The sequence below is a fragment of the Paracidovorax wautersii genome (assembly GCF_031453675.1).
In the GTDB taxonomy this organism is placed as follows: domain Bacteria; phylum Pseudomonadota; class Gammaproteobacteria; order Burkholderiales; family Burkholderiaceae_C; genus Paracidovorax.
This window is the reverse complement of record NZ_JAVIZX010000001.1, coordinates 3,005,434-3,019,558: the sequence shown is the minus strand read 5'-3', so window position 1 is coordinate 3,019,558 and position 14,125 is coordinate 3,005,434. Positions and strand designations below refer to the sequence as shown.

Sequence of the window (14,125 nt, the reverse complement as noted above, 5' to 3'; positions counted from 1 at the left end):
CGCGGCCCGACTTCGGTCAACCTGAACTAACCGCGGCCCGCAAACGGCATCTTCGTGGCCATGACGGTGTGGAACATTACATTGGCCTCCAGCGGCAGGTTGGCCATGTAGAGCACTGATTGCCCCACGATATCCACATCCATCAGCGGCTCCACCGCAACCTCGCCATGCGCCTGCATCACACCCACCGCCATGCGCTGCGCCAGTTCCGTCGCCGCATTGCCCACATCGATTTGCCCCACGGCGATGTCATGGCGACGACCGTCAAGGGAGGCCGTCTTCGTCAGGCCCATGACCGCATGCTTGGTGGCCGTGTAGGCGATGGAATGGGGGCGCGGCGTGTGCGCCGAGATGGAGCCGTTGTTGATGATGCGGCCGCCGCGCGGGCTCTGCGACTTCATCACGCGGAAGGCGTTCTGGATGCAATAGAACATGCCGTTGAGGTTGATGTCGACGACGTTCTTCCACTGCTCCAGGGACAAGTCCTCCAGGGGCACTGCCGGCGCTCCCACGCCCGCATTGTTGAAAAGCAGATCGACACGCCCGAAGGCCTCGACCGTCCGGTCGAACAGGGCCCGCACGGAGGCCGGGTCGGCTACGTTAGTCGGCACCGCCAGTACGCGTGCCCCGGCCTGCGACTGCTCGGCCAATTCGGCCAATTCGGCCAGCAGCGATTCGCGCCGCCCCGCCACCACGACCGACCAGCCATCGCGCAGCAGCGCCAGGGCGGCCGCGCGACCGATACCCGAGCCACCACCCGTCACGATGGCAATTTTTGAAGAAGAACTCATGTTGTCCGCAATGGAGTGGTGATGTCGAAAAGGCGGCGCGGCTTCCGGGGCCACGCCGCGCAGGATCAGCGGCGGGACTTGCGTCCCTTGCCTGCAGGTTTCGCGGCAGGCTTCTTGGCGCTGCCCTTGGCGGCCGCGGCCTTCTTCCTCGGAGAACGTTCTGGCTCCGAGGACGGCCCAACGTCGTGGCGGGATTCACGCGCGCCTCCCTCGAGCGCAGAAATACGCTGGCGGCTGCCGCGCCCATCGCCGGGTCCACGGTCCCGGCCAGACCGAGGCGCAGGGGTCTCGGAACCCTCGTGCACCAGCCGGAAGTCGATCTTGCGGCCATCGAGGTCCACCCGGCTGACCTGAACGCGTACGCGGGTGCCGATCGCATAGCGGATGCCCGTGCGCTCACCGCGCAGTTCCTGGCGCGCTTCGTCGAACTTGAAGTACTCGCCACCCAACTCGGTGATGTGCACCAGCCCTTCGACATACATCGCATCGAGCGTCACGAAAATACCAAAGCTGGTGGCCGCACTCACGACGCCGCTGTACTCCTCGCCCAGATGCTCGCGCATGTACTTGCACTTGAGCCAAGCCTCCACGTCGCGGCTGGCCTCGTCGGCCCGGCGTTCGTTGGCACTGCAGTGCAGGCCCGCGGCCTCCCAGGCCTGGGTCTCACGCGCCTGTGCGGGCGACTCCTTTCGGGGCTTGATGCCGGGAGGCGCCACGCGAGCGGCCAGCCGCTTGGCCAGCTTCGCGTGGGCTTCTCCTGGCACGGGCAGCGCCGGCAGGTGGTACTTGGTCCGGGCCAGGATGGCCTTGATCACCCGGTGCACCAAGAGGTCGGGGTAGCGGCGGATCGGGCTGGTGAAGTGCGTATAGGCCTCGAAGGCCAGCCCGAAGTGCCCGCTGTTGATGGGCGTGTAGATCGCTTGCTGCATGGAGCGCAGCAGCATGGTGTGGATCTGCTGAGAGTCGGGCCGCTCCTTGGTGGCCTCGGCGATCGCCTGGAATTCAGAAGGCTTGGGATCGTCGCTGATCGACATGCCAACGCCCATGGCCTTGAGGTAGTTGCGCAGGATGTCCTGCTTTTCCGGCGTGGGGCCTTCATGCACCCGGAAAAGTCCTGGCTGCCCGCCCTGCGCGATGAAGTCCGCGCTGCACACGTTGGCAGCCAACATGGCCTCTTCGATGAGCTTGTGCGCATCGTTGCGGGTGCGTGGCACGATCTTTTCGATGCGGCCGTTCTCGTCGCAGATGATCTGTGTCTCGGTGGTCTCGAAGTCCACCGCGCCGCGCTGCTGGCGTGCAATGAGCAATGCGCGGTATACGTCGTGCAGGTTCAGCAGGTCTTTCACCCGGTCCTTGCGCTTGGAGGCCTCCGGTCCGCGGGTGTTGGCCAGAATGGCTGCCACCTCGGTGTAGGTGAAACGGGCATGGCTGAACATCACGGCCGGGTAGAACTGGTAGGCATGCACCTCGCCGCTGGCCGTGACCAGCATGTCGCAGACCATGCACAGCCGTTCGACCTCGGGATTCAGCGAGCACAGGCCGTTGGACAGCTTCTCCGGCAGCATGGGAATCACGCGGCGCGGGAAATAGACGCTTGTGGCGCGGTCGTAGGCATCGATGTCGATGGCACTGCCCGTCTCCACGTAATGGCTGACATCGGCGATCGCCACCAGCAGCCGCCAGCCTTTTCCACGCCCGACCTTGGCGGGCTCGCAGTAGACGGCGTCGTCGAAGTCGCGGGCATCCTCGCCATCGATGGTGACCAACGGCACATCGGTGAGATCGACCCGGCGGCGCTTGTCCTGTGCGCGCACCTTGTCGGGCAGGGCCTTGGCCTGCGCCAGGCACTCGGCAGAGAACTCGTGAGGCACTCCGTACTTGCGCACCGCGATCTCGATCTCCATGCCCGGGTCGTCCACCTCGCCCAGCACCTCGGTGATGCGGCCCACCGGCTGACCGAACAGCGCGGGAGGCTCGGTCAGTTCGACCACGACGACTTGGCCCGGCTTGGCGGCACCCGTGGCACCCTTGGGAATCAACACATCCTGGCCGTACCGCTTGTCTTCCGGGGCGACCAGCCAGACGCCGCTTTCCTGCAACAAGCGACCAATGATGGGCTGCACGGGGCGCTCGATGATCTCCACCACTCGCCCCTCGGGGCGGCCGCGGCGGTCCTGGCGGACGATGCGAACGCGCACCCGGTCCTTGTGGAGCACCGCACGCATCTCGTTGGGCGGGATATAGATGTCCGACTCGCCGTCGTCCCTGCTGACGAACCCATGTCCGTCACGGTGCCCCTGCACGCTCCCCTCGATCTCGTCTGTCTGTTGCGAAGCGGTCGTGCTGGAGTTCATTTTTTTGATATACAATCTGAGTCTTTCCTGAAATGCCCAGGTGGCGGAATTGGTAGACGCACTAGTTTCAGGTACTAGCGAGTAACATCGTGGAGGTTCGAGTCCTCTCCTGGGCACCAAGTTTAACGAGAACCGGCAACGGTTTTCACAAGTTGAAGCCGCTTCAGACGAAGCGGCTTTTTTCTTGGCTCAACACCTGCACTCCCGCTTCCCGGGCAGAGGCGTGTTTGGGTGCAGCAAAAAAGAAATACAAAAGATCTGAAATCGTCGAGGCGGCCTGAAAACCTGCTTTATAATTTGATCTTTCCTGAAATGCCCAGGTGGCGGAATTGGTAGACGCACTAGTTTCAGGTACTAGCGAGTAACATCGTGGAGGTTCGAGTCCTCTCCTGGGCACCAAAATACAAAAAGGCCGCTGCACCTGCAACGGCCTTTTTCATTTGGCATGCCGTCTTTTGCCGGGTTGACTCCAACCTAGGCCACCTCTCCCCAACCCACAAAAAAGGCCGGAAGGAAATCCTTCCGGCCCATTGGATGGCGCGAGCGCCAAGCAAGCACCTCGTCACTTGCGCAGCAGCACCTTGAGCGCGTTTTGCAAGCGGCGGGCGCTTGCCGCATCGCTGGCACTCTGCAGTACGCGGGCGGCATCCTGACCCCAGGTCTGCACCGGCGCCGGATCATTGCGGCGCGTGAGCAATTGCAGTTGCAACGCGCGGCGGGCCGCCAATTGCTCCGCAGGCGTGGGCACATCGGCCGCCATCTCCAGACGCAGCAGCGCTTCGGACGCATCGCCGGCGGCCGGGGCCGACACGGCTTGGGACCAGGCATTGCGCAGCGACGCATTGACCTGGCCACCCAGTTCCTGAGCGCTCGGCAGTTGGGTCGCATCGCGGCGCTCCCAAGCCGACAGCAACTGCGTCACGGCTTCGCCGTGCGCCTGGGCCGCCAGCTTGCGCAAAGCCCCCTGCGCATGCTCCAGCGCTTCCCGCTGCGCACGGAAGGCCACATCCCCCAGGCGGGGGCCACGGGGTTCCAGCGGGGCACGGTCACCGAAGCGCCCGCCGCGATCACGGTCGCCAAAGCGGTCGCCCCGCGGGCCGTTCGCATCGCGCGGGCCGCGGCCGTCCTTGCGCTCACCTGGCCGACCGGGGCGCCCTGCGGGCACGGCAGCCGCGTCTTTCTTCATGCCGGGCCGGTCGTCGCCGCGCACGGCCACCACCGGCTTCGGGGCCGCCTTGGGTGCCGCCGCCGGAGCTTCCTCGGCGGAAGCACCCTCATCGGCAGTCGCATCTTTCGCTACGCTTTCAGCAGCAGAAGGCGCTTGTCCATCTTGGCTCGAAGCCCGATTCGACTCAGATGCTGCAGCATTCGCCTCTTCGGCCTGCCCCCGCAGTGCGGCTTCCAGTGCCGACATAGCGGTCCGAATCTGCTGTGCGTCCCCACTCGCGTTGGCGGCTTCCAAGGCCTTCGATGCCTCCAGCACCACGCGGTCGCGAGCGCTGAGCTCGGTCGCCGCCCGGTCACGGTCCGCCGACTTGCGGTTGAACGCCTCGTCGATGGGCTTGCGGAAGGCATCCCACAGCTTCTGCTCTTGCTTGCGATCCAGCGGCACGGTCTGCGCCTCGGCCTGCCATCGCTGCTGCAGCGCCTTCACCGCGTCAATGCGCAATTGGGGCGCCGCCCCCAGGGCCACGGCTTCCTCGATCATCGCGTGCCGGCGAGCCAGGCTGCCCTTCTGCGCGGCTTCCAGCGGAGCGGCAGCGGCTGCGAACGCCTGCTTCCACTGCGGCTGCAGTTCGGCAAAGATTTTCTCGCCAACATGCCCGCCATCGCGCCAGCGGTCCGCAAACTGGTGCAACGCACGGTTCACAGACTTCCAGTCGCCATCTGCCGGCTGTGCGTTGGCCTGCGTCCAGGCCTGCAACTCGCCAATCAATGCAACGCGCTGGGCCTTGTGCTCGGCCGCGTCGGCGCGCACTTTGTCCAGCCAGGCTTCAACCACCTTGTGGGCAGCATTGCAGGCCTCGTCGAAACGCTTCCACAGTGCATGGTTGGGCGTGCCGCCCTGGTCGGACTGCTTCCACTGTTCCCGCAGCTGGCGCAGGGTTTCCTGCATCTTGCGGCCACCCAGCGCTTGGCCGTCCGGACGCTTGAGCAAGGCCTCGGCCTTGGCCACCAGGTCTTCACGCACCTGGTCCGCGCTCCAGCGCTGCCAGCCTTCCAACTCGCCGGCTGCAACCAGCGCGGCATGCACCTGCTGTTCCAGCGGGCCCTCGATGTATTTGCCGCTGTGTTTGAGGACGGAACGCAGCGCGGCTGCCGCGCCGGCGCTGGCCTTGCCGTGGCCCTGCGCCGTCGCCTGCTCCAGCTTGGCAAGCGCCTCACGAACCGATTCCAAGGCCTTGTCGCGCACTTCCGGATCGACCTTCGCCTTGGGCGCCGCGGTACGCGGCGATGCCTTGGTGGCGCCGGCCGACGCGGCTGCCGCCGATTCCGCAGGCAGGCCGCGCGCCAAGCGCAGCTCGTCCGCCCAAACGGGCACCGGAGGCAGCGGCGCTGCGGCATCCTCCGCGGCGGCCGAAGCCTGCGCCACAGCGGGCTGGAATGCCTCCCACACCACCAGCAGCTGGGTGCGTGAGGCATCCAGCAGCGGAGGGAAACGGGCCTCGACACTCGGCCATGCGGTATCGCTCACCAGCTCCTGCGCTTGCTCCTGCCAGCGGCCCACGTCGGCGCGCAGCAGTTCCAGGGCGGCCTGGGCATCGCGCCAGGACTTGGTGGACAGCACCTCGATGCGTTGCGCCAGCAGCACTGCAGCTTCGCGCTGCACCTGCACGCGGTGCTGCAGATCCTCGATCACCTTGACACGCTCGGCCAGCTGGACTTTCAGCGAGGACAGCGGCTCACGGGACAGTGGCGCACCCGCCTTGGCGGCGTCGCGCTGCCAGGCCAAGGCATCCGCGATGTTGAGCTTGGACGCTGCCAGCAGCGTCTGCGCCTTGTCGGCCCACTCGGCGGCAATGGCCTCCTGCCCCTTCGCGCGGCGGATCTCGTCCAGCCGCTCGCGCACCGCCCGTGCGGCACCCTTGTCGCGGGCGCTCAGCTCTTTGAACACATCCTGCAGTTGCTCGGGCGCAGGCTGGGTGGCCAGCCAGTCCCGGATGCGCGCCGCGCGCTCACCGGAGGTGGCCGCAGAGAATGCGCCGCCCGTCAATGCATCGAGAGGATGCGGCTCGGAGGCTTTGGCCGGGGCCGGGTTCACTTCAGGTGCGTCGGACATTTTGCTGCGAGAAGAAAAAGGAAACATGGATCCAGTGGAATAAGAGGCGGCGGTGTACGCCAGCGGCCCGGCATCTGCGCCATCGCGCGGCTCGGGCCAAACCGCTATTTTCGCCCGGTTTTGAGATGGCCTGGGTTGCCCCAGGATGCCGCGCCCTTGCGCGAAGTCATCAGGCGGCCGGGCAACCCGGACCAGGACACCCGCCAGAGATGGGGCTGGCGGTGCGCAATGCAACCGAAACTCTACCTCTGCGTGCTCAGCGCAGTTGCAAAACCTTGTGTCGCCGCCACCCTGCCGAGTTGCGTCATGCGCGCGCTTCAGCGTGTGGCTAGGGACAGCTCCGCGCGGGGCGTCCAGCCATCGCTTTCTGGACCGGTGCGCGGCGCACCGACGAAAAGCCGGCCCAGCGGCACCTGGCGCTCGGCCAGGTAGTCACGCACCGCCACGGCGCGGGCTACCGCCAGATCTCGCATGGCCGTATCGGGCACAGGGACGTTGGCCAACAGCAGCGCCTCCATCTCGGCGTCGGGCACGTTCTGGGCCATGCCTACCCAGTTGCGTGGCTTGCGCATGTCGGCACGTCGGTAGACCTCGCGCAACAGCGCCGGATATTCCTGCGCGGTGACGGTGGGCTGCGCGTCGGCTGCAGCGGCCGCCGCGGCTTCCGGGAGCGGCGGCGCCCCGCGCATCTGCCGGCGCTTCTGGGCGCGCACCTGCTCCTGCAACCGGCCGCGCTTCCAGGCGTCCTGCTCCAGCGCGAGACGGGCCTCACCCACCACCGTCATCTGCAGGGCCGGCCGGTCTGCCAGCGACTGCGCCACCTTGTCCAATTGCTGCTGGGCCTGCGGCCCCAGTTCGGCACTGCCAGCGGAGAACTCCACCGTGGCCGCCTCGTCGGCACCGCCCATGGCGCCGGCAAGCAGGGAGAACGGCGCCGTGATCGCCTTCATCACCAGGTTGCCGATCACGCGCAGGATGACCGAGCCCAGGCTGAACTCCGGATCGTTGAGCGAGCCGCTGATCGGCAAGTCCACATCGATGACGCCATGGCGGTCCGCCAGCAACGCCACGGCCAGCCGCACCGGCAGGCTGCCCGGCGCGCCTTCGACCGGCTCGCCGAAGGCCAACTGGTTGAGCACCAGCTTGTTGCTGGCCGTGAGCCTGCCGTCCGGCAGCACGCGGTACGTGACGTCCATGCTGAGCTTGCCGCGCTCGATGCCGTGCCCCGCGTACTTGACGCTGTAAGGGGACAGCGGCGGCAACTCCAGGTCGCGCATCCGGCCCTGGACGTCCAGCGCGAGCGGCTTCGCCAGCGGGTTGAGCTTGCCCACGATGTCAATGGACGCCGTCCCCTCCGCGCGGCCGCGCAGTTCCAGGTCGGCCAGTGGGGGCGCACCCTCCGCAGGCGCCTGGGACGAAAAAGCGCCGAGCCGGCCGGTGAGGCCGCTCAGGTCGGTCGAGTAGTTGGGCTTGACGAAGTGGTCGGTGAAACGCACCGATCCATTGGTCAAGGTGATGGGGCCGAAGCGGATCACGGGGTCGCTGCCAGGCCCAGCGGGCGGCACAGGGGGCCCGGATACCGGGACGGTGGCGCCCTCCCCCTGCGCAGCCGCCTTCCGGATGTCCTGCAAATTGATGCGGCCGCTCTCTTGGACGATGACGCGGGCAAAGAAGTCACTGAGCGCGGTCTCCTGCACGTCCACCTGCAGGGGTTTGCCGGCGGCCTGAACCACATGGAGGCCCCGAAGGCCCAGCGTCTTCCAGTTCATCAGCTCTTCACTGCTCCCCGCTGCAACGGGTTCGGACCCCTTGCCGTCGCCTGCCACCAGAATCGGGCTGCGCACGCGCACCTCGTCGAGCGATACATCGCCACGGACCTCCGTCTGCGCGCCCGCCGTGGCATCGGCGCGGTGGCTGACCTGACCCGTGAAGCTGCCTTCTGCCCGCACGACGCGGACATTGAGCCCCTCGCCGAAGTAGGGTTCGAAAGCATGCAGCGGCACATGGCTGGCCTGCAGGCGCCCCTGGAGCGCGATGGGCGCCCATCCCACCGCCCCGTCGTACTGGATGCGGCCTGGCTCGGTCCGGCCGGTACCCACCCGCACGGACAGGGTTACCGGCGAGGCGGCCGCCTGTTGCGCGAGCGGAAGCAGGTCGCGAGCACGGATCTGCACGGCCGACAGGTTCACCGACACGGGCCGCGCACCCGCCCGGTCCCGAAGCCCCACCGCTCCGTCCTGCACGACGGCTTCGGCGATCTGGACCGACCACGGCGGTGTGCCGGCATCCACGCCCGGGCTCCTGGGCGCAGCAGCCACGGCACCACGCGCCGTCCATTCCTCAAACATCCAGCGCCCCTCCGGGCCACGGACCGCGGCCACCTGGGGTTGATCCAGCACGAGCCGGCCCACGGAGAGCCGGCGCCACGGCAGGTCTATCAGCGCATCCCCTACCTCCAGGCGGCGCACATCCGCCATGCGGGCGCCGCTGCCCCGAGCCACCCCCGATTGCTGCAACGACGGGCAACCCACCTGCTGAGCGCAGGCAAGCGCCAGATCGCTCACGGCCAGCCGCGCCACTTTGGCCACCTTGGCCGGCCCATTCCACGCCACCCCGAAGTCGGCGTCGGCCGTGCCCTGCACGCGGGGCGTGAAGACTCCGCGCAGATAAGGTTCCGCCAGTTCCAGAGGCAGTTGCCGCACCGAGACCGCAGCGCTGGCCCGTTGGGCCCCGGCCTCGCCGCTGAATGCCACCTGCGCCGCCGCCTTTCGCGTATCCCCACCCAGCACCTGAGCGCTGCCCTGGAACTGCAGCGGCTGGCGCAGCGGCCAGGCGACGCGAGAACCCCGCAGCTCCAGGTTGCGAACCGCCAGGCGGGCAGGCTCGCCTCCGGTGCTTGCGTCCGTCCAATCCATGCGGCTGCCACGCAACGCAGCCTCGTCCAGCCGTACCGTCCAAGACGGGGCTCCCCCCTCGACACGCTTGGCGGCAGGCGACGGACCAGGAATCACTCTCTCGGGAGCATCACCCGGGCCACTGCGCAGCAGCTCGAAGTTTCCATCGGGACCACGGCGCAGTTGCGCCCGCAACCCCGACCACTCCAGGGATCGCAGGTGCACGGCCTTTTTCAGGGGCTGCAGGTCGGCCAGAGCAATCTTCAAAGCGTCGAACGCCGCTACATCGCGGCCGCCATCGTCTACCAATGCCACCTGTTGCAGCCCCACCGTGCCCTGGAGTTGCACCAATGGCACGGCTGCCCGGGTGAACTCCAGGCGCAGATCGGCGTCGAGCCTGCCCGAAGCCAGGCGCACGGGCAGGCCGGCGGGCAGGTAGCCGGCAAAGGGCGCGAGGTCGAAGCCCGCCACCTGCAAAAGCACCTGTGCGTGCTGGTCATCCATGAACGGCGTGGCCACGGCGTCAGAATCGAAGGGACTGCCGTTGAGTTCGAACGACAGGCGCGGCGCGACCTTGACCTCGCGGTACGCAGGCAGGTTGCTCAGGAAGGGAATGGCCAACTCCGCGTTGCGCAGCGAATGGCGCTGTCCCGCCACCCGGTCGTCGAGCTCGACCGCACCGTCCCTCAGAGCGATGTTGTAAAGCGCGAAGCGTGGCGGCTCCGAAGGCTCCGCCGCTGGGGGACGCGCAGCCCAGCGGTTGACGATGTCGTCGATGTCATAGTGCCCAGGGCTGATCTGGGCAAGGCGCAGGCGCAACCCCTCCACCTCAACGGCATCCACCACGGGCGCCAGGTGCCACAAGGACTGCCACTGCATATCTATATAGAGATGGCGCAGCTCCATCTGCGGCAGCGCCTTCGGATCTGCGCCGGGTGCGTCTGCTCGCCCTACGGCCACGTCCCGCACGTGCAGTTGGAGAGACCAGGGTCGAAAGGCGATTTCGCCCACGGTCACGCTGCGGCCCAACTGCTCAGCCCCCACACGTTCGAGTTGGCCACGCAGCCACGGAGGAACAGCCAGCCAAGCCAAGGCCCAGACGGCCAGCAGCCCCACCACGCACCAGGCGGCAAGACGCATCCATCGCTGGCGGAACAAGGAAAGGTGGAGGGGGCGCGTCACATGCGAAACCGAAGCAGGCGGTAGCGGTGATTGCACCAGAAATTCACCCGGTTTTCTTGTATCGGGCAGAAACAAGAAAGCCCGGGGAGGGAAAGTTTCCCACCGCCGGGCTTGACGGCTGACACAACGGTCTTTGCCATCGGTTGTGCACCTTCGGAGATTGAGGTCCGGGGTGCAGGAGGCAACGTATTGCCTCCAAGGGTGTGCCATGGAAACTGGGCTCTCGCATCGCGGCACTGAATGCCTGTCGACACAACGCTTTCGTCTCGCCGGCAATGCCTGAATGACTCAGGCAGTTGCACCTTAGCAAAGCTTGGCGAGGCTTTCAAAATGGTTTCTTCAATCGATTTATGCTGCCCCATAGCCACCGTTTTGATGGTCATTTCAGTCGTAACCAAAAAAGACGGCCCTACGACTGCTTTCCCTCGAAAAACTGTGCTTTTCTACAGTCTTTTCAGAATTTTTAATTCTAAAGATTGAATTTGTTAGTATTGACCTGACATTTAGAGACCTCCTAGAATCCGCCAGCCCTAAAAACGGGGTTTGCAAAACACCTTCACCCGCTGCCGAACCCGGCTAAGTCAGTTTGCTGTTTCCCTTGGCGCCATGCACAGGGCACGAACTTGATGGCGTACCAATCCAGGCGAGATGCCTGGCGAGGTGGACCTTCCACGGTCTGCCTGCACAGGACTCGACTCAGAAAGGAAGAGCTATGACAGCGTCAGGAAAAGTGGTTGCCGGAGTGCGTACATTCGCCTCCGACATCGTCGACGGCTTTCTTGAAATCACACACAGCGGCTTCGCCCTTCTCGGATTGGCCGTGGCTTTCGCGGCCATCACCCTTACGGCGCGGCCCGATCTGCGCCAGGCTGGCGAAGAACGCCTGATGGGCTGGCTCCAGGCCCGCCAAGAGGCATTGCTGGGCACGCCCATCGAGCTGGGCGCGATCGATCGCGCCACGGCCGGCAACCCCAAGGACCTGCCCAAGGAGCAGGCCGCAGTGGCGTACTGGCTGAGCAAGAAATACCGCGTCGCGCCCGAGCCCCTGGCGGTGCTGGTATCCGAAGCCTATGACATCGGTACCCGTACCAAGCTCGATCCCACGTTGATCCTGGCCATCATGGCTGTGGAATCCAGCTTCAATCCGTTCGCTCAGAGTTCGGTAGGTGCGCAGGGCCTGATGCAGGTGATGACCCGCGTGCACACCGACAAGTACCAGAATTTCGGCGGCCACTTTGCGGCCTTCGATCCGGTGAGCAACCTGCGCGTGGGCGTGAAGGTGCTGCAGGAATGCATCACCCGCGCCGGCTCGCTCGAAGGCGGTCTGCGTTTCTACGTGGGTGCGGCCAATCTGCCTGACGACGGTGGTTACGCGGCCAAGGTGCTGGCGGAGCATTTCCGTCTGCGCCAAGTCGCCAGCGGACGTGCCGTGCCCCTGCAGCCCGCAGCGCCCGCCACGCCACCCATGCTCTCCACCAAGGCGCCGGCCCAAAGCGTGCCGGCCCCTGCCGCGGCTGATGCAGCCGCCGCTGCAGCCACCGTGCCCGCCGCAGGCGCTGTGGGCGACAAGGTGGCACTGCTGTCCGAGCACGGCGCCACGGCCACGCCCTGAAACGCCACGCCCCTCGGCTACACTACCGGGGTACGCGACTGGCGATAGGCGCGGTGACCTGCAGTCACTGCCGCTGACGTGGAATCCGGCAGGGGGCCTTTCTCCTGTGAACCACTGGGAAGCGTACCGCAGGGCCCTGCTTCTCTTCCCTGCGTTCCGCCGTTCGCCTGGGCAGCCCTTGTTTCAAGGGACACAAGTTCATAGGACTGCCACGCCATGTACCAACGCAATATTCTTGTCGAACAAGCCGATCCCGAAATCTGGGCGGCCATCCAGGCGGAAAACGTCCGCCAGGAAGAGCACATCGAGCTGATCGCGAGCGAGAACTACGCCTCGCCCGCCGTCATGGCGGCCCAGGGCTCGCAGCTCACCAACAAGTATGCAGAAGGCTATCCCGGCAAGCGCTACTACGGCGGTTGCGAGAACGTGGACGTGGTCGAGCAACTGGCCATCGACCGCGTGAAGAAGCTCTTCGGCGCCGACGCCGCCAACGTGCAGCCTAACTCGGGCTCGCAGGCCAACCAGGCCGTGCTGCTGGCCTTCCTGAAGCCCGGCGACACCATCCTCGGCATGAGCCTGGCCGAAGGTGGTCACCTGACGCACGGCATGCCCCTGAACATGAGCGGCAAGTGGTTCAACATCGTCTCGTACGGCCTGAACGACAAGGAAGAGATCGATTACGACGCGCTGGAAGCCAAGGCGCGCGAGTCCAAGCCCAAGCTGATCATCGCCGGCGCGTCGGCGTACGCCCTGCGCATCGATTTCGAGCGCTTCGCCAAGATCGCCAAGGAAGTCGGCGCCATTTTCTGGGTGGATATCGCCCACTATGCCGGCCTCGTGGTTGCAGGCGAGTACCCCAACCCGGTGCCTTTCGCCGACGTGGTCACCTCCACCACGCACAAGAGCCTGCGTGGCCCGCGCGGCGGCATCATCCTGATGAAGGCCGAGCACGAGAAGGCGATCAACTCCGCCATCTTCCCCGGCCTGCAAGGCGGCCCGCTGGAGCACGTGATCGCCGCCAAGGCCGTGGCCTTCAAGGAAGCGCTGACGCCCGAGTTCAAGGCCTACCAGCAACAGGTGGTGAAGAACGCCAAGGTGTTCGCCGAGACGCTGATCGCCCGCGGCCTGCGCATCGTGAGCGGCCGGACCGAAAGCCATGTCATGCTGGTGGATCTGCGCTCCAAGGGCATCACCGGCAAGGTGGCCGAAGCCGCTCTGGGCCAGGCGCACATCACCATCAACAAGAACTCGATCCCGAACGACCCCGAGAAGCCGATGGTCACCAGCGGCATCCGCGTGGGTACGCCGGCCATCACCACGCGTGGCTTCAAGGAAGAAGAAACGCGCATCACGGCCAACCTGCTGGCCGATGTGCTGGACAACCCACAGGACGAGGCCAACCTGGCCGCCGTGCGTGCCAAGGTCCACGCGCTGACCAGCCGTTTCCCGGTCTACCGCTGATCCGGCGCCCCGCCCGCCCGCGCCCTGCCCCATGAAGTGTCCCTTCTGCAGCCATGCCGAGACCCAGGTCGTCGAGACCCGTGTCTCGGAGGAAGGGGACTTCATCCGCCGCCGCCGCCAGTGCGGCGCGTGCGAGAAGCGTTTCACCACCTACGAGCGGCCGGAGGTGAACTTCCCCGCCGTGGTGAAGAAGGACGGGCGGCGCATCGACTACGACCGCAACAAGCTGCTCGGCTCGTTCAAGCTGGCGCTGCGCAAGCGCCCCGTGAGCACGACGCAGATCGACTCCGCCATGGAGCGCATCGAGGAAAAGCTGCTCAACCTCGGCCAGCGGGAAGTGATGTCCCACCGCATCGGCGAACTCGTCATGCGCGAGCTCAAGAAGCTCGACAAGGTGGCCTATATCCGCTTCGCCAGCGTGTACCGCAGCTTCGAGGACATCGACGAGTTCCGCGCACTGGTGGATGAAGTGCGCAAGTAGCACCCAGGGCCGCGCTTTGCAGGCGCCCACACGTTGCTATTGAAAATATAGCTGCATGCGCTTGATTGGC

8 protein-coding genes, 2 tRNA genes and 1 riboswitch are annotated in these 14,125 nt (G+C 66.0%); of the genes, 5 read left to right on the top strand and 5 right to left on the bottom strand.

Translation table 11 applies throughout. From position 1 onward, the window contains the following. Positions 1–26 precede the first annotated feature (26 nt). Both QE399_RS13665 and rnr read right to left on the bottom strand, forming a co-directional pair. On the bottom strand, positions 27–791 hold the full coding sequence (locus tag QE399_RS13665; protein WP_309829324.1) for an SDR family oxidoreductase: 765 nt from the start codon (positions 789–791) through the stop codon (positions 27–29). Positions 792–856: 65 nt separating this feature from the next. Beyond that, positions 857–3,145, bottom strand: coding sequence for a ribonuclease R (gene rnr / locus QE399_RS13660; protein ID WP_309829323.1), 2,289 nt, complete (start codon positions 3,143–3,145; stop codon positions 857–859). A 34-nt stretch (positions 3,146–3,179) separates the two neighbouring features. On the opposite strand from rnr, the gene QE399_RS13655 reads away from it, so the two are divergent. Together QE399_RS13655 and QE399_RS13650 are read left to right on the top strand one after the other, a co-directional pair. Beyond that, positions 3,180–3,264 (top strand) — tRNA-Leu (locus QE399_RS13655). Between the two features lie 195 nt (positions 3,265–3,459). After that, positions 3,460–3,544, top strand: a tRNA-Leu gene (locus QE399_RS13650). Between the two features lie 163 nt (positions 3,545–3,707). On the opposite strand, the gene QE399_RS13645 is transcribed toward QE399_RS13650, so the two are convergent. The 3 genes from QE399_RS13645 to QE399_RS13635 form a co-directional block, all read right to left on the bottom strand. Continuing rightward, on the bottom strand, positions 3,708–6,452 hold the full coding sequence (locus QE399_RS13645) for a DUF349 domain-containing protein (RefSeq protein ID WP_309829322.1): 2,745 nt from the start codon (positions 6,450–6,452) through the stop codon (positions 3,708–3,710). A gap of 290 nt (positions 6,453–6,742) precedes the next feature. Continuing rightward, positions 6,743–10,477 (bottom strand): DUF748 domain-containing protein, encoded by a 3,735-nt coding sequence (locus QE399_RS13640; protein ID WP_309829321.1) that lies wholly within the window; start codon positions 10,475–10,477, stop codon positions 6,743–6,745. Positions 10,478–10,497: 20 nt separating this feature from the next. Then, positions 10,498–10,884 (bottom strand): hypothetical protein, encoded by a 387-nt coding sequence (locus QE399_RS13635; RefSeq protein WP_309829320.1) that lies wholly within the window; start codon positions 10,882–10,884, stop codon positions 10,498–10,500. Positions 10,885–11,213: 329 nt separating this feature from the next. On the opposite strand from QE399_RS13635, the gene QE399_RS13630 reads away from it, so the two are divergent. The 3 genes from QE399_RS13630 to nrdR all read left to right on the top strand — a co-directional run bounded on the left by QE399_RS13630 (position 11,214) and on the right by nrdR (position 14,055). Further along, entirely contained in the window at positions 11,214–12,113 is a 900-nt protein-coding gene (locus QE399_RS13630; protein ID WP_309829319.1) for a lytic transglycosylase domain-containing protein, read from the top strand. 24 nt (positions 12,114–12,137) lie between these two features. Further along, a riboswitch (ZMP/ZTP riboswitch) is annotated at positions 12,138–12,293 on the top strand. Between the two features lie 36 nt (positions 12,294–12,329). Further along, complete coding sequence (gene glyA / locus QE399_RS13625) at positions 12,330–13,574, top strand: serine hydroxymethyltransferase (RefSeq protein ID WP_309829318.1); 1,245 nt, start codon at positions 12,330–12,332, stop codon at positions 13,572–13,574. Between the two features lie 31 nt (positions 13,575–13,605). Then, positions 13,606–14,055, top strand: coding sequence for a transcriptional regulator NrdR (nrdR, locus tag QE399_RS13620; RefSeq protein ID WP_309829317.1), 450 nt, complete (start codon positions 13,606–13,608; stop codon positions 14,053–14,055). Positions 14,056–14,125: the final 70 nt, after the last annotated feature.